We start from the raw sequence: 22,863 nt of genomic DNA, 5'->3' as shown, positions 1-22,863 counted from the left end.
TTCCGCCACGGTTGAGCGCAGCTGATCCGCCGCGTAGGGCCAACACGGCCTCGTCCAAGCGCTGCGCGCCCGATATCCTCGCGCACACGAGCGCGCCCTCTTCGGTCGCACGCCGCTCAGGCCGATCACCACGAAGCGCAGCTGATTTGATTGCCGATCGGCAAGCTCAAAGGCTCGAGGCTCTGCGTCGAATCCTCGCTGGTCAAAATAAGGGACACGTTCGGATTTTTCTGGTATCGAAAGGCTCGCCGGTCAGGATACTGACGCACGGGCGACATCGCCTGATGTCTGTCCGCGCTTCACGACTTGACTTCGCTTCGCACGAAGCCTTTCGGGGAACTCATTATTCATGCCGCGTCAATCCGACTTGCGCTTTAGTTTCGAGACCGCGAGCGGCCTCACGCTCGATGTCCGAAGATTTGACTTAGTGGAGGGGCTCTCAGAGCCGTTTGAGCTTAATCTGGAGCTCGCTAGCCACGATCCCGCCGTCGATTTCGGCGATGTGCTTGACCAAGGCGCGCTGCTCACCATCTGGCAAAACGACGCGCCGGTGCGCTACGTCCACGGCATCGTCAGCGCCTTCGAGCAAGGCGAGACGGGCTTTCGGCGCACCGTGTATCACGCGACGGTGACGCCTGCGCTTGCCCGGGCCGACTTGCGCAGCGACTGGCGCGTGTTTCAGCAGAAGAGCATTCCTCAGATCCTGCAGACGCTGATGACCGAGCAAGGCATCACCGACTACGAACAAATGGCGTTTAGCAGCCATTTGCCCCGTGAGTATTGTGTGCAAGCAGGGGAATCGACACTCGAATGGGTGCAGCGCATTGGCGCGGAAGAAGGCATCTACTATGCCTTCCAGTTCTCCGCGAACGGCCACCGCCTGATCCACGGCGACAAGCTCATCGTGCATGGCGCGATCGCGGGCGGCCCGGTCTCCTATAACCCGAACCCCGGCGGCGATGCGCCCGAGCCGGGCTTGCGCAGTTTCCGCTACGCCGAACGCGTACGCACGGCCCGCCAGACGCAACGCGACTATACGTTCAAGAACCCGCGCTACGGCCAGCAGCACAGCCAAGACGGGGCGAGCCTCGACCACCAGGGCCGGGATTACGAACGCTACGGCTACCCCGGACGCTACAAGGAAGATGCGGCCGGTGTTCCCTTCACGCAGACGCGCCTCTTGGCGCTGCGGCGCGATGCGCAGGTCGCAATCGCCGAGGGCGACGATGCGCGTCTCGTCCCGGGCTTGCGCTTCGATCTCGTCGACCATCCGCGCGAGGAATGGAATCGCGGATGGCGGCCCGTGCGCATCACGCATCGCGGCACCCAGCACGTGAGCCAGGAAGAAGAAGCCGCGGATGCTCAGCAAGGCACGCACTACAGCTACACCGCCGAGCTGGTGCCCGACGATGTCGAATGGAAAGCCCCGCTGCTTGCCAAGCCGCGTATCGACGGCCCGCTGATCGCGACCGTCACCGGTCCTGCGGGCGAGGAGATCTATTGCGATGAGTTCGGCCGCGTCAAGATTTGCTTTCCGTGGCAGCGCAACGACCCGCCCGACGAGCAAAGCTCCTGCTGGGTGCGCGTGGCGCAGAACTGGGCGGGCGCGACCTGGGGCCATATGGCGATTCCCCGCATCGGTCAGGAAGTGATCGTCGCATTTCTAGATGGCGACCCCGACCAGCCGATCATCATCGGGCGCACGTATCACGCGGCTAATCTGCCGCCCTACGAGCTGCCGCGTCATAAGACGCGCATGACGATCAAGAGCCAGACGCACAAGGGCGATGGCTTCAACGAACTGCGCTTCGAGGACGAGAAGGACCAGGAGGAGATCTACGTTCACGCGCAGAAGGATCAGAACATCCACGTCAACCACGACGAGACGATCTTCGTCGGCAACGACCGCAGTGAGAATGTCGAGCACGATGAAACCATCGGCATCGGGCACGACCGCAAGGAAAGCGTCGGCAACGATGAACAGGTCAACATCGGCCACGACCAGCGGCACACCGTCGGGCAGGACGCGTTCCTGAGCGTCGAGCGCAATCACACGATCAACGTCGGCAAGGACCGCGTCGAAACGGTCGGCAATCACCGCAAGGAACAGACGACGGCGAACCACATCATCGATGTGGGCGGGCATGTCCAACATACCGTGCAGGGGCATCACAGGCTCAGTGCCGGGCAGAGCATCGAGCGGCAGACGCAAAAGTATCAGTTGCAGGCGAGCGATCGTGCGGTGATTCGGGGACCCGGCGGCACCATTACGATTGATGCGAGTGGCGTCACGATCGAAGGTACCGCAATCAAGCTCAAGGGAGCACTGGCGGTCGAAACCGGAGGCGCAGGCAATCCGTTTTCGGCGAAAGGCACACCTGCATCCGGCAAACCGCTTGACCGGATGTGTGGCAAGCAGTCCGATGGAACTTGTGCTCTACCCGATTGCCCCTGCATGGCGGGGCGCGCGCGATGATGATGCCTATTGTGGAGTCGATTCCAGGAGTGCCCGAAAAGCTGGGTCAAGGTTCCGCTCCTGGTGATTTCCCGTGCGCGCCGTATCGCTACTTGTTGCTGCATACTGGCGCGCTTGAAAGCTGGGCGTATCGGCCATCACCGCCCGATTCGAGTGTAAATTCTGCCTGGGCGCCGAGCGTCATCGATCTGGTTCGCGCAGTCAATCCGTTGGCTATGCGACGCTGGCTATTGGAAGACCTGACATCGGAAAATCCTGAGCGAGGCCCGCTGTTGGTCGACGTCACGAACGATGTCCTGTTTCTGGAACAAGCAAAGACAACATGGGCCGCCGCTGATAGCGTGTTGATGATCGGTACTCAAAGCGATATGGATACGCTGCACCGACATCTGAAGAGCCTGGCGCGCATCGTCATGCCCGACCAGGGGGCTGCCCAGTCTGCGCTCAGACCCAGTCAACTCGCCGCTTGGTTGAACGCACTCGATGCGGATCATCGCCATGCTTGGCTTGGACCGATTACGCAATTGCTGTGGCGTGACAACCTAGGGCCAGCCCATCAATGGTATAGGGTTGAGCAGACCACGTCCGCGCCAGCGCAAACGTCTACGGGCTGGTTGCATCTGCGTCCGCGCGAACTATCAGTCTTCAACCGAAATTTACAGGAGCACTTCGTAGTCGCCCTCGCAAATGAGTTACAGGCGCTGCCTGACTTCGCCGAGTTCAGTTTGGCCCATCTTCAAAACAGTGTGCAACACACATTGGATCAAGCCAACCAGATCGATATTTACTCAGAAGATGACATGCGCAGTTATGTCCTATTGCATGCACGTCACGGCAATCTTCGGAGCGATCCCGAGGCGCAGCGCCTCCTAAATGATGTCAGCGAGCCACCTTCTGCACGCCTGCGCGCGGTATCCGCCTACGCCAATAGTAAGGATATGCAACAATGACCGATCCAAACATCACGAGCTCCTCGCTCGCATGCAGCTCGCGCATTCCCGTCGTTCCCGTGCGATACGCGGTTCTTCCGGCTAAGTCGGGAGCTAAAGCATATGCTTACGCCGACTCAGGATTTACCTTGGATCAAAGCTTACCGGCGCTCAAGGAAGCCACCTATACGCTGCGCGCATTACGCCCCGGGTATGTCTACGTCTACATGAAAGGTTCACAGCGCGAGAAGCTAACGATCCATGAGTACGATGGCAACGGCAAATATATCGAACTCAAGTACTCAGGCTTGGAAGATTACGATAGACCCGATAAGTATCTCACCGGTAAAACTGTCTCCAACGTTTGGGTAGAAACTTGCCCAACCCTTGCTAAGGAAGTGTGGATCGGCTACTGCACGCATCTGTGGACAAACGCCACCACTGCGAAGGTGATCAGCAGCAGAGCATTTCGACAACGACTTATGCAACCGCTGGACGTCCAGGAGCTGACCAGTGGCGAGAAAAAGCCGTCTAGCCAGAAGCATGTTTTGCCTGCCACGGCGCTAAGCACTTGGGTAGAAGACTATAAGCCTAAGCAGCAGCGCGTTCCGTTGGCCTGGAGCGCGTGCTTCAGTAAAGATGACTTACCCCTGGGGGCAGTCCTGGCTCAAGCCGCAGCCTATCCATATACCCAACCCCGCGTGCCTGCGGTTGTCGCACTTTATGACGCCGAGGGGCTGACTCAAGAGCTAGGTCTCACGATCGCTGCGCTTCAGCACCAAGCCCTAGATCTGAAAAATTCACTTTTGGCATCCGCCGCGAAAGAATCGTCTAATGCAAGCGGCGCTTCCCCAGCCAGTGAGCTACCTGTGTGCATGCGACTGGACGTCGAGCGGGTTCAGCCCGCCAGCGCCGACTTCCATCGTAAATGCGTCGTAGCTATGCTGCTTGAGCAGGTGCTAAGCGGAATGTACAAAGGCGGAAGCTCGCCAAGTAGCCGAAACCCGGATGCATTTACCAAAATGCTAAGCGAGCGGTACCGCACCCAATCCCACGGCCATAACGTCCCTACGGATAGCCAAATTGAGTTTTCGATTCTTACAAATGAGTCCCTCTCGCCAGATGGAGAGCGCTTTGCCAAACGCATGAACGTGCCCGAGTACAACAAATTCCTGGCGGAACGCGACAAGGCCGATCAACAGCTTAAGCAGTTGCTGGCGAGCCTCGCCGCAGCATGCGCGAATCAGGATCTGTGGCTGGCCACAGCCGAGGCGAAATATCTAGAAAAACCTTACAGCCTCGCCGCTGCACTTTCATCTTATGACCGCAATCACAAGCGCTCATCCCAAGGACTTGAGCTGACCATTGCTCAATGCCTTCACAACATGGGCAATTGTCTGCTTCTGGATGATGAGAAAGACCCGCGCTTTACGCGTCTGCAAGCCTGGGTGGATGATAAGTCCAGTCCCATTTACGTCGGATTGGCAGCATACAACCCATTCAGACAGGCTGTTGAGGAGCTTAAGGGCAAAAACGACGTTAAAGGAACCCTGCTGGGTGCCAGTGCCGCAGTGATCAATGAACTGGGCGGAAAATTCGAGGACGTTAAAGGGGCTACAGACTTACTTGCAGAAACCACCAGCAAAGTCTTCATGAAAAGGCTGAACGGCAAGACTCGCTGGGACAAAAGTCGCAATCTGCGTCAAAACGTCGAGGCTGCCGCGCGTGAAGCGAATATGGAGGAGATCATGGGGTTGCTGGGAGCGCGTTATCGTGTGACCGACGCGCTGCCTGCAGCTGAAGCCAAATTCACAAGTGAAGTACAAGGACTAATCGACACTGGTATGGTTCGGGTAATCGAGAGCCAGAAGGCCGTACAGTTGAACACCGGTGTTCGAACGGTCACTGTGGCGGAGACCAAGACGCTTATAGTTCGGCCGACTTTGGCTGGATTTAGCAAGACAGGTGCTGTGAGTGCCCTGAATTTCGGCGCGTTGTACTTCAACTGGCTCAACTTGGCGAGCGCGTTCAAAGACATCACCACAAATTACAGTAGCGAGAACGCAACGAACCTTGCCTCAGCTATGTTTGCTACGCTGGGCTCGCTTGGCGCCGCTATGGTTAGCGCACGGGCGATTTACGTGACGGCCATTACCACGCTGGCAAATCGTCTGCCGGGCGTGGGCTTCCGTTTGGCCGCGCAAACTTTCCTAAGCAGTGTTGCTTTTACGCGGTTGACTGGGTACCCGGCGATTCTCGCTGGGTTACTCACAGACATTCAGAAGGGCCTACGACTCAGCAACGCTGGGAACAAAGAAGCATCACGCTATACATATTGGGGTGGAGCCACAATGTTCTTAGGCGGAGTTGCGGTACTCGAAGGTAGTATCGCCCTTGCCGGAGGCGTTTCCATTATTCCAGTAGTGGGCTGGGCTGCGGCTGTCGTCATCCTGGTCGGCGCAGCACTTATCGCCGGGGCCTTATGGCTCTATGCACAAGCGGATTCGGCAAGCAATCGCCCAATGGAGCTATGGGTTACATGCGGCATCTTCGGTAACCGCATGGGAGACGACAATAGCAAGAACGAGGTGGATCATCGCCCCAAAGCATTCAAGGATCTCGGTGACGAATTGCAAGGATGGTATCAAGCCTACTACGGTCCTGTATTGCTCAACTCGGACGCTGCCAAACAGTTAGGCTGGGAGGGCGTAGATTCCGCTTGGCAAGGACATTGGTTCGAAAACAATACTGCTGAATTCACTGTGCTACTACCCGGATACATCTTAGGTCAAAGCCTGTGGAACGGTGACTTAAGCGTGCCGCCCAGACCTGGCGAACGAATCCCTCGTGCTACCTATCCTAACGCCGTTGCCGAGACACGCATTACGCCGCATGGATTACTTGTGCACTATTCCCGGATGGCGCCGCTAGGCGATAGAAACCTTCAGCTCAGCCTGAGCTATCACCCCAATCAAGGCTTGAGCGAAGCCGCAGAAGTCACCGCAAGCTTCGTGCTCGGTGGTTGAGCAAGAGTATGCACATGGCAAATCCTCAAACAGTATGGACGCCGCAGTCTGCAGCCACCGGCGCATCTCCTCGCATTGGCGACCAGTTCATCGGTATGGGACAACAGGTGCTTTGCCTGCGGCGCCCGTTTCTCGAAGTATCTGTCCTGATGGCACTCATGTATTCTGTCACGATTGTTGGCTCACTTTGCTTCGTGCTTTGGATGTCGTTCTCATCAATTGCCGATCCGAGTAGCCAAACGGCTGACATCTGGCTAAATTGCCTTCCCTTTCTTTTCTTGATTGCAGGTACCGCTCTTTTTCTTGCCGTAAATTTACGTCGGCTGAGAATGTCCCATATCTACTTCAATCGACACACGCAACGTGTCTATGCTAAAGAAGGGCATCATCTATACGAAGCCGACTGGCACGGCGTGCAAGCGACTCCCAACTCATTCGTAGACGCGAGCAACGTGGGCGCCGTTACACGCTTCCGGCTCGAAATGCTAATACCAAGTGTCCACCCCTTACCGCCACGTCGCTTCTGGCAAAAGCGCTTACCACCCGGCATGCTGTGGATTCGCATCATGAGCAATGCGCAAACCGATCCACGCATCGAATATGTGGCGCAGGTTTGGGAATACATCCGAGTCTTCATGGCTCATGGTCCAGAAGGCCTTCCTATCCCGGCTGAGCCCAATTGGTGGATGCTGCCTCTGCACAAGGTGGTGCTCACGCCACTTGAGGCATGGCGGCACTATGTTCCTTGGCGTACCGGCGAGGCTGGCGAACACCAAGGGAAGAAGATCTGGCTGCTTCCGTTCTGGGCCGTTCTGTTCCCACTCACCATGTCGGTTTCACTTTGCTGGTGGGTCGTATGCTGCATCTTCGGCATTTGCCCTTCGGCGCCACCACCCGAAGCGCTCGAAGGCGAAACCAGACCGCTGGTAACCGTGGAGATGGCGTGCAAAGGAATCCGACCATAGATGCCATAGGTAATCGTGAGAGTGTGCGCCGGGAATCAATACATAGGTTAGCGTACGGGCGATCTACGTGACGGCCATTACCACGCTGGCAAATCGTCTGCCGGGCGTGGGCTTCCGTTTGGCCGCGCAAACCTTTCTAAGCAGTGTTGCTTTTACGCGGCTGACTGGGTACCCGGCCCCGGATGGCGCCACTAGGCGATAAAAACCTTCAGCTTAGCCTGAGCTATCACCCCAATCAGGGCTTGAGCGAAGCCGCAGAAGTCACCGCAAGCTTCGTGCTCGGTGGTTAAGCAAGAGTATGCACATGGCAAATCCTCAAACAGTATGGACGCCGCAGTCTGCAGCCACCGGCGCATCTCCTCGCATTGGCGACCAGTTCATCGGTATGGGACAACAGGTGCTTTGCCTGCGGCGCCCGTTTCTCGAAGTATCTGTCCTGATGGCACTCATGTATTCGGTTACGATTGTTGGCTGGATACCGTTCGCATTCTGGCTGCAATGGACCTCGCCAAAAATCCCGACAGAGTTCGGGGCTCCTAATCCTTGGTTCGAAGCTTTGTTCAACGTTCTGCTCTATGCCGCTCCGATCGTCTGTTTTGGTCCATTTCTGGCCCTTAACCTACGCCGGTTGAAGATGTCGCATATCTACTTCAATCGACACACGCAACGTGTCTACGCTAAAGAAGGGCATCATCTATACGTAGCCGATTGGCACGGCGTGCAAGCGACTCCCAACTCATTCGTAGACGCGAGCAACGTTGGCGCCGTTACACGCTTCCGGCTCGAAATGCTATTACCAAGTGTTCACCCCTTGCCACCACATCGCTTCTGGCAAAAGCGCTTACCACCCGGCATGCTGTGGTTTCGCATCATGAGCAATGCGCAAACCGATCCACGCATCGAATACGTGGCGCAGGTTTGGGAATACATCCGAGTCTTCATGGCTCATGGTCCAGAAGGCCTTCCTATCCCGGCTGAGCCCAATTGGTGGATGCTGCCTCTGCACAAGGTGGTGCTCACACCACTTGAGGCATGGCGGCACTATGTTCCTTGGCGTACCGGCGAGGCTGGCGAACACCAAGGAAAGAAGAGCTGGCTGCTTCCGTTTTGGGCCGTTCTGTTCCCACTCACCATGTCGGTTTCACTGTGCTGGTGGGTCGTATGCTGCATCTTCGGCATTTGCCCTTCGGCGCCACCACCCGAAGCGCTCGAAGGCGAAACCAGACCGCTGGTAACCGTGGAGATGACATGCAAAGGAATCCGACCGTAGATGCCTTAGGTGCTCGTGAAAGTGTGCACCGGAAATCAACACATCGCGCAATGCAACTTGCGCTTCACAGCGTGTGCATTTTTCCCAACGATGCGTCGTGCCTTCGGCTGACCAGGGCTTGTGTAGCGAAACGCATGAAACGTGGCTGGACGACAGCCGTGATCTGAACATGGCCTTGCTGGCCGATCAGAAGAAGGAGTTGTTGCGCGCTGCTGCACAGCGCGCGCGTTTCGGCGCTGCGGGCTACGCTCTTCGCGCCGCACGCAGCACAGAAGGATCAACTGAAACCACCGGCATCCGGCTTTTGCACAACTTGACGCACACAACTAAGCTGGCGGCGTTAAGCCCATCTCGTTCCCTTAGTGCACGCAGGTTCCAGCGCACCATCCATGTCATACGCGCACGCCGACAGCACGCAGCCGAGCCCCCGCCGCAATGCCGCTGCAACGCGAAAGGCGTCTCAGGTAAGCATTGCCGTCTTCCGCCTGCCCGCGCCATGCTCATAGGCGTACGCGAGGCCCAGCAGCGCCGCTTCGTCCCACTGGCGACCCACGAAAATAAGCCCGAACGGCGAGCCCGACGCGTAGTAACCCGCAGGCACCGCGATGCCCGGCAGGCCCGCGATGTTGATCTCTCCCACCGTCGTCTCCTGGATGGTGTCCTTTCCGTGCAACGGCGGAAGCTCGCACCTCATCTGCGGAAAGACGAGGGCATCGAGCCGCTGCTCGTCGAACACGCGCTCGAAGATGCGCAGATAACGCGCCTTCAGTTCGATGAATTCGGGCATCTCCGGCGGCAGCGACGGATTCGCCAGCGCGGCCTCGAAATCCGCCAGGCTGTGCATGAAGTTCAACACGCCGTTCGGTGCGAAAGCGTCTTCGTCTTTCGTGGCCTCCGCGAATTCCGCGAAGCTCTTGATCGACGCGTGCTTACCGAGACGCTCCAGATACTTCTCGACGTCGTAGGGGATGGATTCGAGACCGCGCGCGTCGAAATTGCGCAGCGGCGGGGTCGTCCTGCGCAGTTCGGCAAAGCCGGAGCCTTGAAAAGGATCGTCGATCAGCGTCGCGCCGAGCGATGCCAGTTCGCCCTTCACGCGCTCGTACAGCGCGGCGGCCTCGTCCGAAAGCGGCTGGTCGCGCCACCCGGGACCATAGAGACCGATGCGCTTGCCCCGCAGCGCATCACGGTCGAGCGCCGACGCATAGCCGCCTTCTGGCTGCCGGCCGACGCCAGCGAGCGTCTTCGGGTCTTCGCTCGTGTAACCGGCGATCACGTCGAGACACAGCGCCGCATCTCTCACGTTGCGCGCGATCGGCCCGACGACATCGCGATTGCCCGACAAGGGCATCACGCCCGCGTTCGGCACGAGCCCAATCGTCGGCTTGATGCCGACGAGGTCCTGCGCCGATGCGGGGTTCTGGATGGACCCGCCGGTCTCCTCGGCGAGTCCGAGCACCGCCATGCCCGAGGCCACCGCCGCCGCCGTTCCCGCGCTGCTGCCGCCCGGCACGCGGTCGGGCATCGCGACGTTGATCGTCGGGCCCGCCCAGCTATCGTTCGCATGCGATCCGGTGTGGCTCAGAATCGGTACGTTCGTCTTGCCGAGCAGCACCGCGCCCGCGCGGCGCATGCGCGCGACAACCGGCGCGTCGCGCTCGGGCATCAGGTCGATGCCGCCCGTCTTGCTGTACAGCTTCGACCATCCCGCCGTGGTCGGAAAGCCGACCATGTCCATCGGGTCCTTGATGACGACCGGCACGCCCGCGAGCGGCCCCAATGCTTCGCCGGCGGCGCGCCGCTCATCGATCCTGCGCGCATCGTCGATCGCGGAGGGATTCAGGAAGATCAGCGCGTTATACCTGTCGTTATGACGTTCGATCCAGTCGAAGCAGGCGCGCGCCAGTTCTTCCGCGGTGAACCGGCCGGTGCTGAATCCGTCCTGCACGGCATCGACCGTGAGGGTCGCGAGATCGACGTCGATTGCGCTGCGTTTTTCCATTCGATGCTCCCGTTGAGTTGTTCCGTTCGTCAGAGTTGTACGCCGCGTGTGAGCGCGCCGTCGACGACGATGTTCGCGCCGCTCACGAAGCTCGCTGCCGGACTGGCGACGAACGCCACTGCATTGGCGATCTCCTGCGGCCTCGCCATGCGACCGGTCGGATTCAACGCCAGCGCCCGCTCGAACAGCGTCGGATCGTTATGCTCGATCCAGTCCCACACGCCGCCTTCGAAGTACACGTTGCCCGGCGAGACCGTGTTCGCGCGAATGCCCTTCGAGGCGAGTTGATTCGCGAGCCCCTGCATGTAGTGCACGATTGCGGCCTTGAAGACGCCATAAGGTCCGGCCGCGAAGTCGATCTCGCGAGCCGACACGCTCGATATGGCGACGATCGACGCCGCCTTGCTCGCGGTGAGATAAGGCATGGCGGCATCGACGAGATTGACCGTGCCGAGCAGATCGGTTTCGAACTCCTTGCGCCACGATTCGAGGTCGTTGCCGATGGCAAGCGCGCTCACGTTGGCCACGACGATATCCAGCCCGCCCCACTCCGCGCCGACACGTTCGACCCACGCCTTCAGCGCGGCGCCATCGGAGACATCGACGGCGGCACCCGACGCCCGCGCGCCGCTCAGTTCGGATAGCGCGCTCGCCGTCGCCGCGACGCTCGCTTCGTCGCGCGCGCAGATGGCCACATCGGCGCCCTCGGTAGCCAGCGTCCGCGCGATCGCGAGACCGATGCCCTTGGTCCCGCCGGTCACGATCGCTTTCAAGCCCTTCAGTTGCAGGTCCATGTTCGCCGCTCCTTGATGTGTCGATGAATGGGCGGCGCGACGCGTTCAATCCCTGTCGCGCCCGTCCTCCGAATCCAGCCCGCGCGCGATCTGCAAGACTTCGCCCGCCTGAATGACCGAATGACAGATGTCGTCGATGGTCACGCGCTTTTCCATTGCCTGCGCGCGCAGCATGTCGTAAGCCTCGCGCTCGCTCACGCGATGCATGGTCATCAAGATGCTCTTGGCTTCCTGCAAGTGCCGGCTGTCGAGCAGCTTCTGTTCGAGCCTCGCAATGCGTTGCGTATGTTGACGCGCGCGCTTCGCGTGATAGAGCGCCATCACCACGGTAGACAGCAGGCCGGAGGCGCGAATCGGCGTGGTGACGATGCCGTCCGATCCCATCTTGATCGCCTGATCGATGAAGGTCGGGTTCTCGTACGCCACCACGCAGATGACGGGCGGCGCATCCGGCCCGCACCACTCGCCCTTCGGCGCGCGCTCTTCGGGCAGCAACGCCCGAAACACGAGATCGGTCTTCTCGGGCAGCGTGTCGGTGGGCGGCCAGCATCGCTCGACCTGAAAGCCCATGCGCCGGAGATGATTCGTGAGCGTCAGTCCGTCGTCGTCGTCCGGATGAAAAACGACAACCCGTGCATTGCGCTCGAGAATCGAACCCGTGAGGCTTCGCTGACCTCTGTCTGTTCGCGCGCTCACGTCAGTACTCTCGCGTGCTCAGCTTCGTGACCCAGTCCCCGAGCTTCTGGCGCGTCATGTACGGGTCGGGGCCGACGGCGAACTTCGACTCGCGCAGAATGGTGAACTGGCCATCGGCGTTCGCGCGGCCGATGCGCGGATAGAGCGCCATGTGATGATTCACGGGATCGATACGCACCCGGCCCTGCGGCGCCGCGTATTCCGATCCGAGAAGATGCGGCATGATGACGCCGATCTCGTCGGAACCCGACCGTGCGTAGGCTTCGGCGAACATATGCATTTGATAGTACGCAGCCTCCCAGTTCATGTCCGTCGGGGTGTCCGAACCGTAGCGCGACTGGTGATGCGCCACGGCGCGGTGATTCTCTTCCGTATCGACGCTCTGAAAATAGGGCGCTGCCGTGATGTGCCCTGCCGCGATGCCGCGCTGCATCGCATGTATTTCGGTCTCCGATGTATTCAGGCTGCCGATGGGCATGCGCGAGGGATCGAAGTCGGCGTGCGCGTAGGCGTCGTAGAGATACGGCACCGTCGCGCCGATGACCGTGCTGAAAATCCAGTCCGGGGACTTGCGCCGGATGTCCGCGACCACTTGCTCGAACTGCTCGCGCGTGGCGTCGAGCGACAGATACCGTTCGCCGAGGATCGCGCCTTCGGGATGCTGAAGCAGCAGTTCCTGCATGGTGCGGTTGCATTCGTACGGATAGACGTAGCTGGAACCGACGAAGTACACGCGCGCGCCGAAGGTCTCCGTCATGAAGTCCGCCAGCTGCACGCCGTTCTGATTGGGCGACGCGCCGCTGTAGATGATGTTGTCCGAATACTCGAAGCCCTCGTACATCTGCGCGTAGATGAGAAGCCGGTTGTGCTTCTCGACGACGGGCAGCATCGCCTTGCGGCTCGTCGACGTGTAACCGCCGAAGATGGTGTTGACGCCGTCCTTCACGATCAGCCGCTCGGCGAGCTCGCGGAACACGGCCGGATCGGACGCGGGGTCGTAGTGAATCGCGACGAGCTCGCGCCCGCCAATGCCGCCGCGCGCATTGATTTCCTCGACGGCGAGGCGCGCACCGCGCCATTGAGACTGTTCGAGCAGGGCGGTCGAGCCGCTCGTCGAGCACAGCAGGCCCACTCGGATGGGATCGGACAAAGCCATTTCGTGACGCACTCTAGAATGCGCGCGGAACGGACGCCCCGCGCGTGATGCCGGCTGCCTTGGATTCGTCTGACCGAAGCGTTACTTGAGGTAGTGCTTGGCGACCATCGCGCCAACCGTGTATTTTGGATCGACAAAATTGCCCAGTCGAACCTTGCCGACCTGACTCAGCATCATGTACGCGTCCCACTTGTCGAAGCCGTATTCCGCGGCCATCCACAGCACCAGTTCGCGATAGGCAATGCGGGTCGCGTCTTCCAGCGGCCGCGCGCTGCCGATGCTCATCAGCGCGTCTTCGTTTTCGAGCCGCGGCCAGTCGATCTGCCACTTCTTGATGAGATCGACGCGCACGGTCGTCGTGCTCTGATATTCGACCGCCGTGCCGCAGACTTCGCCGTCGCCCTGACAGGCGTGCGCATCGCCGATGAAGAGCCGCCCGCCCGGCGAGCGCACCGGCAAGTACGTGATGCTGCCCGGTCCCATGTCGGGCACGTCCATGTTGCCGCCGTGGTTGTCGGGCGTGAGCGAATTGATGGAGTCGATCTCCGGCGAAAGACTCAGCGTGCCGATGTGCGGCTTGTACGGCAGCGTATTGCGCTTGCTCCAGTACACGTTTTCTTCGTCGATCCTGATCTTGCGCACCACTTCCGGCAGCGGCTCGTTCAGAAGCGCGGTGTAGTCCGTGCCCGTCAGTCCGCCGAAGTTGGGAATCATGCAGCAGAAGCCATGCGGATCGTCACCGCGCGGCGCCATCTTTTCGATGTACACGGCGACCACATCGCCCTTCTCCGCGCCCTCGATCATGATCGGGCCGTTCTGCGGATTGAGGAACGGCACCTGCAGCACTTCGGACGGCTTGTCGGTCTCCTCTTTGATCTTGCCTTCGAACGCATCGCGCGTTTCCACCACGACGCGATCGCCTGGCTTCACATGCAACACCGGCTGCGAGTACGGCCCGATGGTGTAGTGATACGTCTTCTGCATTTCCTCGGTCAGATGGTGCTCCACCGGTTCGCGATCCGCGCCGACGCCACGCTTCATCATGATCGAGTCTTCAAGCCATTTCATGTTTCGTCTCCGTCACAGTGCCAGATACTGGCGAATCAGTTGTTCGTCCGCGAGCTGCGCCGGGCTCAGCGTCTCGACGATACGGCCCTTGTCCATCACGCAGCAGCGCGTCGCGATGCGTTCGACCATTCCCATGTCCTGCTCGACCAGCACCACGCCGATCCCTGTTTCATGGGCGATTTGCTGAAGCGTTTCGCCGATCAGATCGACAATGGATGGCTGGATGCCTTCGGATGGCTCATCGAGCAACACGACCTTCGGCGAACTGATCAGCGCACGCGCGATGGCAAGCTGCTGCTGTTCGCCGCCGCTCATGGTTCCCGCTTTCTGCTGGTAGCGCTTCTTCAGAATCGGAAAGTAGCCGACGACCTTATCCTTCATCTGCGCCGCCTGCGCGCGATTCGCCTGCGCGCCGACCTGCAGGTTCTCCGCAACCGTCAACGCGCCGAAGATCTCGCGGCCCTGCGGCACGTAGCCCATGCCCCGCTGCGCGCGAACGTAGGGCTTCTCGTGGCCGATGTCATCGCCATCCAGTTCGATCGTTCCTCCGTCGAGACCGATCAGGCCGATCAACGCGCGCATCAGCGTCGTCTTGCCGACGCCGTTGCGGCCGATCAGCGCGAGCACTTCGCCCCGCCCGACGCCGAACGACACGCCGTTGAGCACGCGGCCGCCGCCATATCCCGCTTCCACACCCGACACCTGGAGCAACGCACTCATTTTTTCTTCCCCAGATAGACTTCCGCCACATCGTCGCGGGCGAGGATCTCGTCGAGCGGACCATCGGCGAGCAGGCTTCCTCCGTGGAGCACCGTCACCCGCGAGGCGATCTGCTTGACGAAGGTCATGTCGTGTTCGACGACCATCATCGTGAGGCCGGCCGCCGAGAGACGCTTGATGAGTTCGCCGGTCGCATGCGTTTCCTCGACGGACATGCCCGCAACGGGTTCATCGAGAAAGAGCAGCTTCGGACGCAGCGAGACCGCCATGGCGATTTCGAGCCATTGCTTTTTGCCGTGCGACAGATTGCGAGCGAGCACATGCTCCTCGTCTTCCAGCATGAAGCGCTGCAACAGCTCATCGAGGCTTTCGGGCCGGTCGTCCTTCGCGCGATGCAGCGACAACTGCAGATGCTGGCGCACGCTCAGATCCGGGAACACGCCGGGAATCTGGAACTTGATGCTCATGCCCATGCGAATGCGTTCGTGCGGCAGCACATGACTCATGTCCTGGCCGAGAAACATCACGCTGCCCTCGGACGGCCGGTGCTCTCCGGTGATGAGCTTGAAGAACGTGCTCTTGCCCGCGCCGTTGGGGCCGATCACGCAGCGGATCTCGCCTGCATCGATACTGAAGTCGATGCCGTTGATGACATGCGCGCCGCCGAAGTGCTTCTTGAGTCCGCGCGTTTCCAGGAGCGTGGTCATGACTTGCCCTCCTCACGTTTAAGACATGCGCCGCCGAGACGCGCATCCTGACCCGGGCGGCGGCTCAGACGCCGCAGATGCCGTGTCACGAACGGCAGCAGACCTTCCGGCGCGGCCAGCACGACGATCAAGAGAATCGCGCCGAGCAGGATGAGCGCGTACTGGCTGCCGTACACCGCGAGATTCTGCGAAAGCCACACCAGCAGCGCGGTCCCGAGAACAGTTCCGCCGATGCTCTTCCTGCCCGACGTCGCCACCCAGATGACGGGCATGGCGGCGGAGGTGAGGCCCATCGTCGACGGCGTGATGTACGAGCCCCAGACCGTGTACAGCGCGCCCGACAATCCGCCGAGCGTACACCCGAGCACGAATACCAGAAGCTGATGCCGGCGGATGTCGACGCCCAGCATCTCGGCGCGCTGCGGGTTCTCGCGAATGGCGATGAGCGTGAGCCCGAACGTGCCGTCGAGCAGCCTGCGCATCGCGGCATAGACCACGATCAACAGGATCAGCACGAGGTAGTAGAAGCTCGCGTTTTCCAGCGTCAGCGGGCCGCCAGGCCACGGGATCGTGAGCGGCGGCATGCCGCCCATGCCGTTGTAGCCGTTCAGACGCGCTTCGCCGATCGCCCACTGCGGGCCAGCCGTCTGCGACATGAACGTTTCGAGCACGAGCGTCACCGACAGCGTGACGATACCGATGAACACGCCCTTGATGCGGCCGTAGAAGATCATGTAGCCGATCAGCGCCGCCACGACGACGCTCACCGCCAGTCCAGCGACGAGACCCAGCCACGAATCGAACCAGGCATCGCCGTAGTTCAGCGTGAAGATGCCGTAGCTGTAGCCCGCCAAGCCGAAGAAGGCCGTCTGCCCGAACGACAGGATGCCGCCATAGCCCCACATCGCGGCGAGGCCGACCGCGCCGAAGGCCCACAACAGGCAGTAGGCGAGATTGCCGCTCGTGGTGGCGTCCACGACGAGCGGCAGCGCGAGCCCCACGAGCCATGGCACGTACTGGACCGCGCGCGTGGCGCGGGCCGGGAACAGCCGCGAAGGCTCTTTCGTTTGCTTCACGTTTGCCTCCTAGCGCGCGCGGGAAAAGAGGTTGCCGAGACCTTGCGGCATCAGCCGGATCACCACGATGACCGTCACCAGCAAGCCGATCTGTCCGAACAACTGACCATACGAGGCCGTAAGCGCGGTCTGGATGACGGCAAGCACGGCCGCAGCGGGCGTCGTCCCGGCGATCACGTTCGCGCCGCCGACGACCACCGACACGAACGCCTGCACGATGAAGTTGCTGCCCATCGTCGGCACTGCGGTCATGGTCGGCGCATACAGCGCGCCGGTCAGCCCGGCGAGCCCCGCGCCGAGCGCGAAAGTCAGCGTGTAGAGCCGGTCCGTGCGCAGCCCCAGACATTGCGCGATGTTGGCGTTCTGAATCGTGGCGCGGGCGCAGACGCCGTAGTTCGTCTTGAAGAACAGCACGTACAGCCCGAACAGGATGGCGAGCGCAATGCCCGGCAACAGCGCGCGATATGTCGAAAACGAATAGTCGCCGAGCGAGAACGAGCCGAACGGCGTGCCGATGCCTTCTATCGAAGGACCGGCGACGAGCAGCATGGTCTGTTGCACGATGAGGCTGATGGCCCACGTCGCCACAACGGAATCGAACAAGCGGTCGTACAGGTGACGAATGACGAGCCGTTCGATCACGACACCCGCGAGCGCCGCCGCGAGCGCGCCGAGCAGCATGGCGAGCGGAAGCGGCAACCCGCGCTTGGCCGCGATGATCGTCACATACGCGCCGCACATGATGAACTCGCCGTGCGCGAGATTGATCACGCCCATCATGCCGAAGATCACCGCGAGACCGAGCGCCGCGAGCACCAGATAGGCGAAGCTGTCGCCGAACTGATAGATGAGCGAGTAGAGAACGGAAAAGGTGGCCATGCATGCTCCACGTTCAGAAGGCGGACGCGCGTTCGCTATGTTCTGCGAGCGCGCGCCGGCGCGGATCAGGACTTCTTGGGCAGGTTCGACGGCGTGTACTGGCGGTGATCCGGCTTGTTCGGCAAATCACAGCCCACCTTGCCTAGCCAGTACGGCTGGACGTCGTTCCAGACCTTCGGGATATCGACCGAGTGATCGTCCTTCACATGCACGAGGTAAATGGTATGGCTCGCGTGATGGCTCTTCGGGTCCATGCAGACCTTGCCTTGCGCGCCTTCCGTGCAGATGCCGGTTTCGAGCGCCTTGCGCACCGCGTCCTGATTCGTCGTCTTGGCCTTTTCGACGGCCGCCTTGTAGAGATAGATGGCGTCGTACGCGTTCGCCGCTTCCTGATTGATGTACGGCTCGTTCGGGAACTTCGCGTGGAAGCGCTTCTTGAAGTCGTTGCTGGCGGGCGAATCGACTTCTTCCACATAGTTCGCGGTCACGTACATGTCCTTGAGCGCGGGCGGTTTGAAGCGCTTGTGCTCATACGCCTGACCGACGTTCACCGAACTCGCCATCGGCAGGTTCAGATGGGCCGACGCCTGCTGTTCGTAGTACGAAGCCTGATTCGCGCCGACCAGCAAGGTCACGACGAAGTCGGGCTTGGCCTTCTGGATGTTCTGAATCGTCTGGCCGAACTGCGATACGGACAGCGGAATGAATTCCTCGCCGACCATCGTGCCGCCGTTCTCCTTGACGATGTTGCGCACCCATTCGGCGGAAATCTGCCCGAAGTTGTAGTCGGCGGCGATGGTGTACACCTTCTTGCCGTACTTCTGCATCATCCACGGAATGAGTGTCGAGAATTGCTGCTCGGGGACCGCGCCCGTGACGAAGGTGTTGGTATCGCAAACGCCGCCTTCGTACTGATTGTCGTACCAGTAAAGCTGATGCGCGCGATCCATGATGGGCCGTATGGCCTCGCGCGATGCGCTGGAGAAGGCGCCGAAGATCACATCCGGCTTGTCGGTCTGCACGAGACGCCGTGCGAGTTCCTGGAACTTGGTGTTGTCCGACTGAGTGTCGTAGGCGATCAGTGAAACCGGACGTCCGAGGATGCCGCCCTTGGCGTTGATCTCATCGACGGCGAGCTGCGTGGCGTGAATCTTCGGGATCGTCGCCAGTGCGAAGTTTCCCGAGGCATCTTCCAGCAGGCCGATCTTAACGGGATCGGCGGCACTCGATGCGAGCGAAGTCAGTGCAAATCCTGCGGTAAGGGCGAGACGCATCCAGCCCGACGGCTTCAGCAACATGCGGATTCTCCAGAAGTGGGCGCAGAAACAACGGAAAAATGCGAACAAAAAAAAGCCCCCTGACGAACCGTCGGTTCGTCAGGGGGCTTCTGTGCCGGGTCCTCGGGCGGACATCTTTGTCAGGCCGCGAGGTATGAGGCAGTCTAATGCGTCGAATTTTCAGTTGTCAACGGCGGTCAAAAATAGGAGGGCCCTGAATGCATCGCTTCGTGACGGGGGCGTATCGTGATCGACGCCGGCCCGTCTGATAAAACATTAGGGGGACCGACCAAGGTGGCAGCATCGCTCGGAATTGCGTGCGATTGCATGCGACAACTCGCTGATGTCTCCACTGAGCAATCACCGGCTTCACCGGCTCGCTTCATGCCGCGCGCTCGTCGGAGCGGCAGAGTCGGTGCCGCGCTCAAACGCTTCACCGTCATTCGACGCGCACGCTCGCGTACTCGCGCATGGCCGCGCTCATCGGCAGCACCCGTTCGCTGAGATGGGCATGAAGATATCTCACCGCCGGCGAGAACTGACGGCGGTGCGGACACACGAGGTTCAGCGGCACCGTTTCCCCCGGTTGGTCGGGCAACAGAACCTGCAATCGGCCGGCCAGCACGTCGTCGTGCACGTCGAGCCACGATTTATAGGCGATGCCCCGGCCTTCCACCGCCCATCGCCTTGCGATTTCCGCGTCGTCACACAGCAGCGTGCCCCTCACCGTAACCTGCCGCCGCACGCCGTTGAATGGAAACGACCAGCGGTCGTAGACGCGCCCCGCCAGGACATAGGGCAGGCAGTCGTGCAACACGAGTTCATCGAGAGAAGCCGGTGAGCCGCGCCGCTTGAGGTACTCCGGCGAGGCCACCAACACCCTTCGGTTGTTCACGGCAAGGGCAAGCGCAACGTAGCTCGCCTGTTCCGCAGACCCATACCGGATGGCCACGTCCACCGGATCGCGAAAGACGTCGGTCACATGATCCGACAACGACAGCCGCAAGGTCAGCTTCGGATGGAGATCGCGAAACGCTCCCAGCCAACGCAGCAGGCTATTGCGGCCCAGATCGGATGGCGCCGCGATACGCAAGATGCCTTGCAGGGCATGTCGTTCTCCATGCAGACGTTCGCGGCCCTCATGGAGCATGGAGAGAACTTCTTCCGCGTAGGGAAGGTACTGCTCGCCTTCTGCGGTGAGCTTGAGACTGCGCGTGGACCGCGCGAAGAGCCGGACGTCGAGCTCTCGCTCCAGCCGCAAGATGGCCGCGCTGACCTGGCCGGGCAGGAGGTCTGCCTCCCTCGCCGCATTCGAAAAGCTGCCGAGCGCCGCGGTTCTGACAAAGAGTTGCAGGTCTTCCAGGCGGACCATTTTCATTCCAGGAGTGAAAGTCCTGCCTAATTTAACCGCTTTCTCACACCTATGCGGTCGCGCCAGAATTCAGCCACACGACAGCGGCACATCAGCACGGTGACCGCCGCGATCCGCCATCACGTACCTGGAGCATGCACATGAAAGCAGTGGTCTATACGCAGCACGGCCTTCCCGCCGACCATCCCGACGCTCTCGTCGATTTCGACCTGCCGACGCCTGAACCGGCGCCGCACGACCTGCTGGTGAAAATCGAGGCGATCGCCGTCAATCCGGTGGATACCAAAGTGCGCATGGGCTCGCCGGCCGAAGCGCCGCGCGTGCTCGGCTGGGACGCGGTCGGAACCGTCGAGGCCGTGGGCGACAAGGTGTCGATGTTCGCGCGAGGCGACAAGGTCTTCTACGCGGGAAGCATTGCCCGCCCCGGCGCGTATGCGCAATACGCGCTCGTCGACGAGCGCATTGCCGGCCGCAAGCCCGCCACGCTCTCGAACGCGCAAGCCGCAGCGCTTCCGTTGACGTCGCTGACTGCGTGGGAACTGCTCTTCGACCGGCTCGGCGTGGCGGAGAACGGAGGCGCGGGGGACGCGCTGCTAATCGTCGGCGCGGCTGGCGGCGTCGGCTCGATGCTCACACAGCTCGCACGCCGCCTCACCAACCTGCGCGTCATTGGCACCGCTTCCCGCCCCGAAACGCGTGAATGGGTCGAAGCACTCGGCGCGCATGACGTGATCGATCACTCGCAACCTTTGCTGGAAGGCCTGCGCCGTATCGGCTCGCCGCAGGTGCGTTACGTCGCGAGCCTGACACAGACGGACCTTCACTATCCGCAGCTTGTCGAGGCACTCATGCCTCAAGGCCGGCTCGGCGTCATCGACGACCCCGACACGCTCGATGCCATGCCGCTCAAGCGCAAGTCCATTTCGCTGCATTGGGAGCTGATGTTCACGCGGTCGCTGTTCGAAACCGCCGACATGGTCAGGCAACACGAGATTCTCAACCGCGTGTCGGCGCTCATCGACGACGGCACGCTGCGCACCACGATGGCCGACCACTTCGGAACCATCAACGCAACGAACCTGCGCCGCGCTCATGCGCTCATCGAGAGCGGTCGTGCTCGCGGAAAAATCGTGCTGGAAAACTTCTAGTCCGTGCGGACCTCGCGCTTGCGCCGCATGCAAGAACAACACAAATGGAGAACAGCCATGCATTCCATCCATCGACAAAACAACAGCCATCCGATACGCCGCGCCGCCATTGCAATTGCAGCGGCGCTGGGCTTCGCCGGCGTGGTGGCGCATCCCGCGCTCGCTCAGGCGGCGGCGTCGGATCGGCCGTCGTCGAACCAAGCCACGGAACGCACCATCGGGTCGATCGAAACAGTCGCGACATTCACGGGTCCGATGCCCACGGGCGTGAGCGTCACCGAGACCGGGCGGATCTTCGTCAACTTTCCGCGCTGGGGCGACGACGTTCAGGCCACCGTGGCCGAGTTGCGCGACGGCAAGGTAGTCGCGTATCCGAATGCGGAGATCAATCGCGCCGACGCTTCTCATGCCGGCACGCACTTTCTGAGCGTTCAAAGCGTGGTTGCAGACGGCCGCGGACGACTGTGGATACTCGACACGGCCGCGCCCAACTTTTCGAGTCCGGTAGCCGGAGGCGCGAAGCTCGTCGCCATCGACCTGGCGACGGATCGCGTCGTGAAGACGCTGGTTTTTCCGGCCGATGTCATGCGCGAACAGACCTACGTGAATGACGTGCGGTTCGACTTTCGCGTCGGCAAAGCGGGCGTCGCCTATGTGACCGACTCGTCGTTGAGCGGCACCGGTGGATTGATCGTGATCGATCTGGATTCCGGCAAGGCATTGCGACGCCTTACCGGCGACGTTTCGACGTCCGCCTATCCGGGCTTCGTGCCCGTGGTCGAAGGCGAAACCCTCAAAGTACGGGACGCCAACGGCAAGAGCGCGCCGTTCACCGTCGCCTCCGACGGCATCGCGCTTTCGCCCGATGGCACGACGCTCTACTACTGCCCGCTTTCCAGCCGGCATTTGTATTCGGTGCCCACCGCCATGCTGCGCGATCCGTCGATCAGCGAAGCACAACTTTCGGCCGCTGTGAAAGACCTCGGCGAGAAGGGCGCATCTGACGGACTCGAAAGCGATGCGAACGGCGCCGTGTATGCAGGCGACTACGAGCACGACTCCATCCGCAAGCTCGAACCGGGCGGCGAGTGGCGGACCATCGTGCATGAGCCGCGCGTGTTGTGGCCCGACACGCTGTCGGTCGGCACCGACGGATATCTGTACTTCACCGCTAATCAGCTGCATCGCCAACCGGTCTTCCACGCCGGCAAGGACGAGCGCACGAAGCCGTACGCCCTCTTTCGCGTACGAATCGGCGCCGGCCCCGCACCGACGTTATGACGCATTCACCTGTCCAGCACT

The 22,863-nt window shown here is 61.0% G+C and carries 18 protein-coding genes; 7 read left to right on the top strand and 11 right to left on the bottom strand.

The annotated features are described in order from the left end of the window. Window positions 1-349: 349 nt before the first annotated feature. The 5 genes from LDZ26_RS22865 (at window position 350) to LDZ26_RS22845 (ending at window position 8,666) form a co-directional block, all read left to right on the top strand. On the top strand, window positions 350-2,476 hold the full coding sequence (locus LDZ26_RS22865; protein ID WP_244851585.1) for a type VI secretion system Vgr family protein: 2,127 nt from the start codon (window positions 350-352) through the stop codon (window positions 2,474-2,476). Continuing rightward, window positions 2,473-3,426 (top strand): DUF4123 domain-containing protein, encoded by a 954-nt coding sequence (locus LDZ26_RS22860; protein ID WP_244851584.1) that lies wholly within the window; start codon window positions 2,473-2,475, stop codon window positions 3,424-3,426. Before LDZ26_RS22865 ends, LDZ26_RS22860 begins: the two co-directional genes overlap by 4 nt. Then, window positions 3,423-6,431 carry a T6SS effector BTH_I2691 family protein gene (locus LDZ26_RS22855; protein WP_244851583.1) on the top strand — a complete coding sequence of 1,003 codons (3,009 nt, stop codon included), beginning with the start codon at window positions 3,423-3,425 and terminating at the stop codon, window positions 6,429-6,431. Before LDZ26_RS22860 ends, LDZ26_RS22855 begins: the two co-directional genes overlap by 4 nt. A gap of 14 nt (window positions 6,432-6,445) precedes the next feature. Then, on the top strand, window positions 6,446-7,396 hold the full coding sequence (locus LDZ26_RS22850) for a DUF6708 domain-containing protein (protein ID WP_244851582.1): 951 nt from the start codon (window positions 6,446-6,448) through the stop codon (window positions 7,394-7,396). Window positions 7,397-7,700: 304 nt separating this feature from the next. Continuing rightward, on the top strand, window positions 7,701-8,666 hold the full coding sequence (locus LDZ26_RS22845) for a DUF6708 domain-containing protein (RefSeq protein ID WP_244851581.1): 966 nt from the start codon (window positions 7,701-7,703) through the stop codon (window positions 8,664-8,666). A 460-nt stretch (window positions 8,667-9,126) separates the two neighbouring features. On the opposite strand, the gene LDZ26_RS22840 is transcribed toward LDZ26_RS22845, so the two are convergent. The 11 genes from LDZ26_RS22840 to LDZ26_RS22790 all read right to left on the bottom strand — a co-directional run bounded on the left by LDZ26_RS22840 (window position 9,127) and on the right by LDZ26_RS22790 (window position 20,413). After that, window positions 9,127-10,668, bottom strand: coding sequence for an amidase (locus LDZ26_RS22840; protein ID WP_244851580.1), 1,542 nt, complete (start codon window positions 10,666-10,668; stop codon window positions 9,127-9,129). A gap of 29 nt (window positions 10,669-10,697) precedes the next feature. After that, window positions 10,698-11,462, bottom strand: a complete 765-nt coding sequence (locus LDZ26_RS22835) for an SDR family NAD(P)-dependent oxidoreductase (protein ID WP_244851579.1) — start codon at window positions 11,460-11,462, stop codon at window positions 10,698-10,700. 45 nt (window positions 11,463-11,507) lie between these two features. Beyond that, window positions 11,508-12,158 (bottom strand): ANTAR domain-containing response regulator, encoded by a 651-nt coding sequence (locus tag LDZ26_RS22830; RefSeq protein WP_244851578.1) that lies wholly within the window; start codon window positions 12,156-12,158, stop codon window positions 11,508-11,510. A 1-nt stretch (window position 12,159) separates the two neighbouring features. Continuing rightward, window positions 12,160-13,314: a transporter substrate-binding domain-containing protein gene (locus tag LDZ26_RS22825; RefSeq protein WP_244851577.1), complete on the bottom strand. Its 1,155-nt coding sequence runs from the start codon at window positions 13,312-13,314 to the stop codon at window positions 12,160-12,162. Window positions 13,315-13,395: 81 nt separating this feature from the next. Further along, complete coding sequence (locus tag LDZ26_RS22820) at window positions 13,396-14,382, bottom strand: acetamidase/formamidase family protein (RefSeq protein ID WP_244851576.1); 987 nt, start codon at window positions 14,380-14,382, stop codon at window positions 13,396-13,398. 12 nt (window positions 14,383-14,394) lie between these two features. Next, on the bottom strand, window positions 14,395-15,102 hold the full coding sequence (locus LDZ26_RS22815; RefSeq protein ID WP_244851575.1) for an ABC transporter ATP-binding protein: 708 nt from the start codon (window positions 15,100-15,102) through the stop codon (window positions 14,395-14,397). Then, window positions 15,099-15,809, bottom strand: a complete 711-nt coding sequence (locus tag LDZ26_RS22810) for an ABC transporter ATP-binding protein (protein WP_045460616.1) — start codon at window positions 15,807-15,809, stop codon at window positions 15,099-15,101. The genes LDZ26_RS22815 and LDZ26_RS22810 overlap by 4 nt, the downstream gene beginning before the upstream one ends. Then, window positions 15,806-16,885 carry an ABC transporter permease gene (locus LDZ26_RS22805; protein WP_244851574.1) on the bottom strand — a complete coding sequence of 360 codons (1,080 nt, stop codon included), beginning with the start codon at window positions 16,883-16,885 and terminating at the stop codon, window positions 15,806-15,808. The genes LDZ26_RS22810 and LDZ26_RS22805 overlap by 4 nt, the downstream gene beginning before the upstream one ends. 9 nt (window positions 16,886-16,894) lie before the next feature. Continuing rightward, window positions 16,895-17,764, bottom strand: a complete 870-nt coding sequence (locus tag LDZ26_RS22800) for a branched-chain amino acid ABC transporter permease (protein ID WP_175943200.1) — start codon at window positions 17,762-17,764, stop codon at window positions 16,895-16,897. A 65-nt stretch (window positions 17,765-17,829) separates the two neighbouring features. Next, the gene (locus LDZ26_RS22795; RefSeq protein ID WP_244851573.1) at window positions 17,830-19,062 is read right to left on the bottom strand and encodes an urea ABC transporter substrate-binding protein; all 1,233 of its coding nucleotides are present in this window, start codon (window positions 19,060-19,062) and stop codon (window positions 17,830-17,832) included. 418 nt (window positions 19,063-19,480) lie between these two features. After that, window positions 19,481-20,413: a LysR family transcriptional regulator gene (locus LDZ26_RS22790; RefSeq protein ID WP_244851572.1), complete on the bottom strand. Its 933-nt coding sequence runs from the start codon at window positions 20,411-20,413 to the stop codon at window positions 19,481-19,483. A 140-nt stretch (window positions 20,414-20,553) separates the two neighbouring features. On the opposite strand from LDZ26_RS22790, the gene LDZ26_RS22785 reads away from it, so the two are divergent. Beyond that, the gene (locus LDZ26_RS22785) at window positions 20,554-21,561 is read left to right on the top strand and encodes a zinc-binding alcohol dehydrogenase family protein (RefSeq protein WP_244851571.1); all 1,008 of its coding nucleotides are present in this window, start codon (window positions 20,554-20,556) and stop codon (window positions 21,559-21,561) included. Between the two features lie 57 nt (window positions 21,562-21,618). Then, window positions 21,619-22,842: a major royal jelly family protein gene (locus LDZ26_RS22780; RefSeq protein ID WP_244851570.1), complete on the top strand. Its 1,224-nt coding sequence runs from the start codon at window positions 21,619-21,621 to the stop codon at window positions 22,840-22,842. The last annotated feature ends 21 nt before the right edge of the window (window positions 22,843-22,863 follow it).

Source organism: Caballeronia sp. SL2Y3, from assembly GCF_022879575.1.
GTDB lineage: Bacteria > Pseudomonadota > Gammaproteobacteria > Burkholderiales > Burkholderiaceae > Caballeronia.
This window is presented reverse-complemented; position numbering and strand designations above follow the sequence as displayed.

Excerpts from the sequence above, each read along its gene's own strand:
- LDZ26_RS22800 (WP_175943200.1), bottom strand. The coding sequence starts at position 17,764 with ATGGCCACCTTTTCCGTTCTCTACTCGCTCATCTATCAGTTCGGCGAC.
- LDZ26_RS22820 (WP_244851576.1), bottom strand. The coding sequence starts at position 14,382 with ATGAAATGGCTTGAAGACTCGATCATGATGAAGCGTGGCGTCGGCGCG.
- LDZ26_RS22785 (WP_244851571.1), top strand. The coding sequence starts at position 20,554 with ATGAAAGCAGTGGTCTATACGCAGCACGGCCTTCCCGCCGACCATCCC.
- LDZ26_RS22850 (WP_244851582.1), top strand. The coding sequence starts at position 6,446 with ATGGCAAATCCTCAAACAGTATGGACGCCGCAGTCTGCAGCCACCGGC.
- LDZ26_RS22860 (WP_244851584.1), top strand. The coding sequence starts at position 2,473 with ATGATGATGCCTATTGTGGAGTCGATTCCAGGAGTGCCCGAAAAGCTG.
- LDZ26_RS22825 (WP_244851577.1), bottom strand. The coding sequence starts at position 13,314 with ATGGCTTTGTCCGATCCCATCCGAGTGGGCCTGCTGTGCTCGACGAGC.
- LDZ26_RS22795 (WP_244851573.1), bottom strand. The coding sequence starts at position 19,062 with ATGTTGCTGAAGCCGTCGGGCTGGATGCGTCTCGCCCTTACCGCAGGA.
- LDZ26_RS22810 (WP_045460616.1), bottom strand. The coding sequence starts at position 15,809 with ATGACCACGCTCCTGGAAACGCGCGGACTCAAGAAGCACTTCGGCGGC.
- LDZ26_RS22855 (WP_244851583.1), top strand. The coding sequence starts at position 3,423 with ATGACCGATCCAAACATCACGAGCTCCTCGCTCGCATGCAGCTCGCGC.
- LDZ26_RS22780 (WP_244851570.1), top strand. The coding sequence starts at position 21,619 with ATGCATTCCATCCATCGACAAAACAACAGCCATCCGATACGCCGCGCC.
- LDZ26_RS22835 (WP_244851579.1), bottom strand. The coding sequence starts at position 11,462 with ATGGACCTGCAACTGAAGGGCTTGAAAGCGATCGTGACCGGCGGGACC.
- LDZ26_RS22840 (WP_244851580.1), bottom strand. The coding sequence starts at position 10,668 with ATGGAAAAACGCAGCGCAATCGACGTCGATCTCGCGACCCTCACGGTC.
- LDZ26_RS22790 (WP_244851572.1), bottom strand. The coding sequence starts at position 20,413 with ATGGTCCGCCTGGAAGACCTGCAACTCTTTGTCAGAACCGCGGCGCTC.
- LDZ26_RS22845 (WP_244851581.1), top strand. The coding sequence starts at position 7,701 with ATGGCAAATCCTCAAACAGTATGGACGCCGCAGTCTGCAGCCACCGGC.
- LDZ26_RS22865 (WP_244851585.1), top strand. The coding sequence starts at position 350 with ATGCCGCGTCAATCCGACTTGCGCTTTAGTTTCGAGACCGCGAGCGGC.
- LDZ26_RS22815 (WP_244851575.1), bottom strand. The coding sequence starts at position 15,102 with ATGAGTGCGTTGCTCCAGGTGTCGGGTGTGGAAGCGGGATATGGCGGC.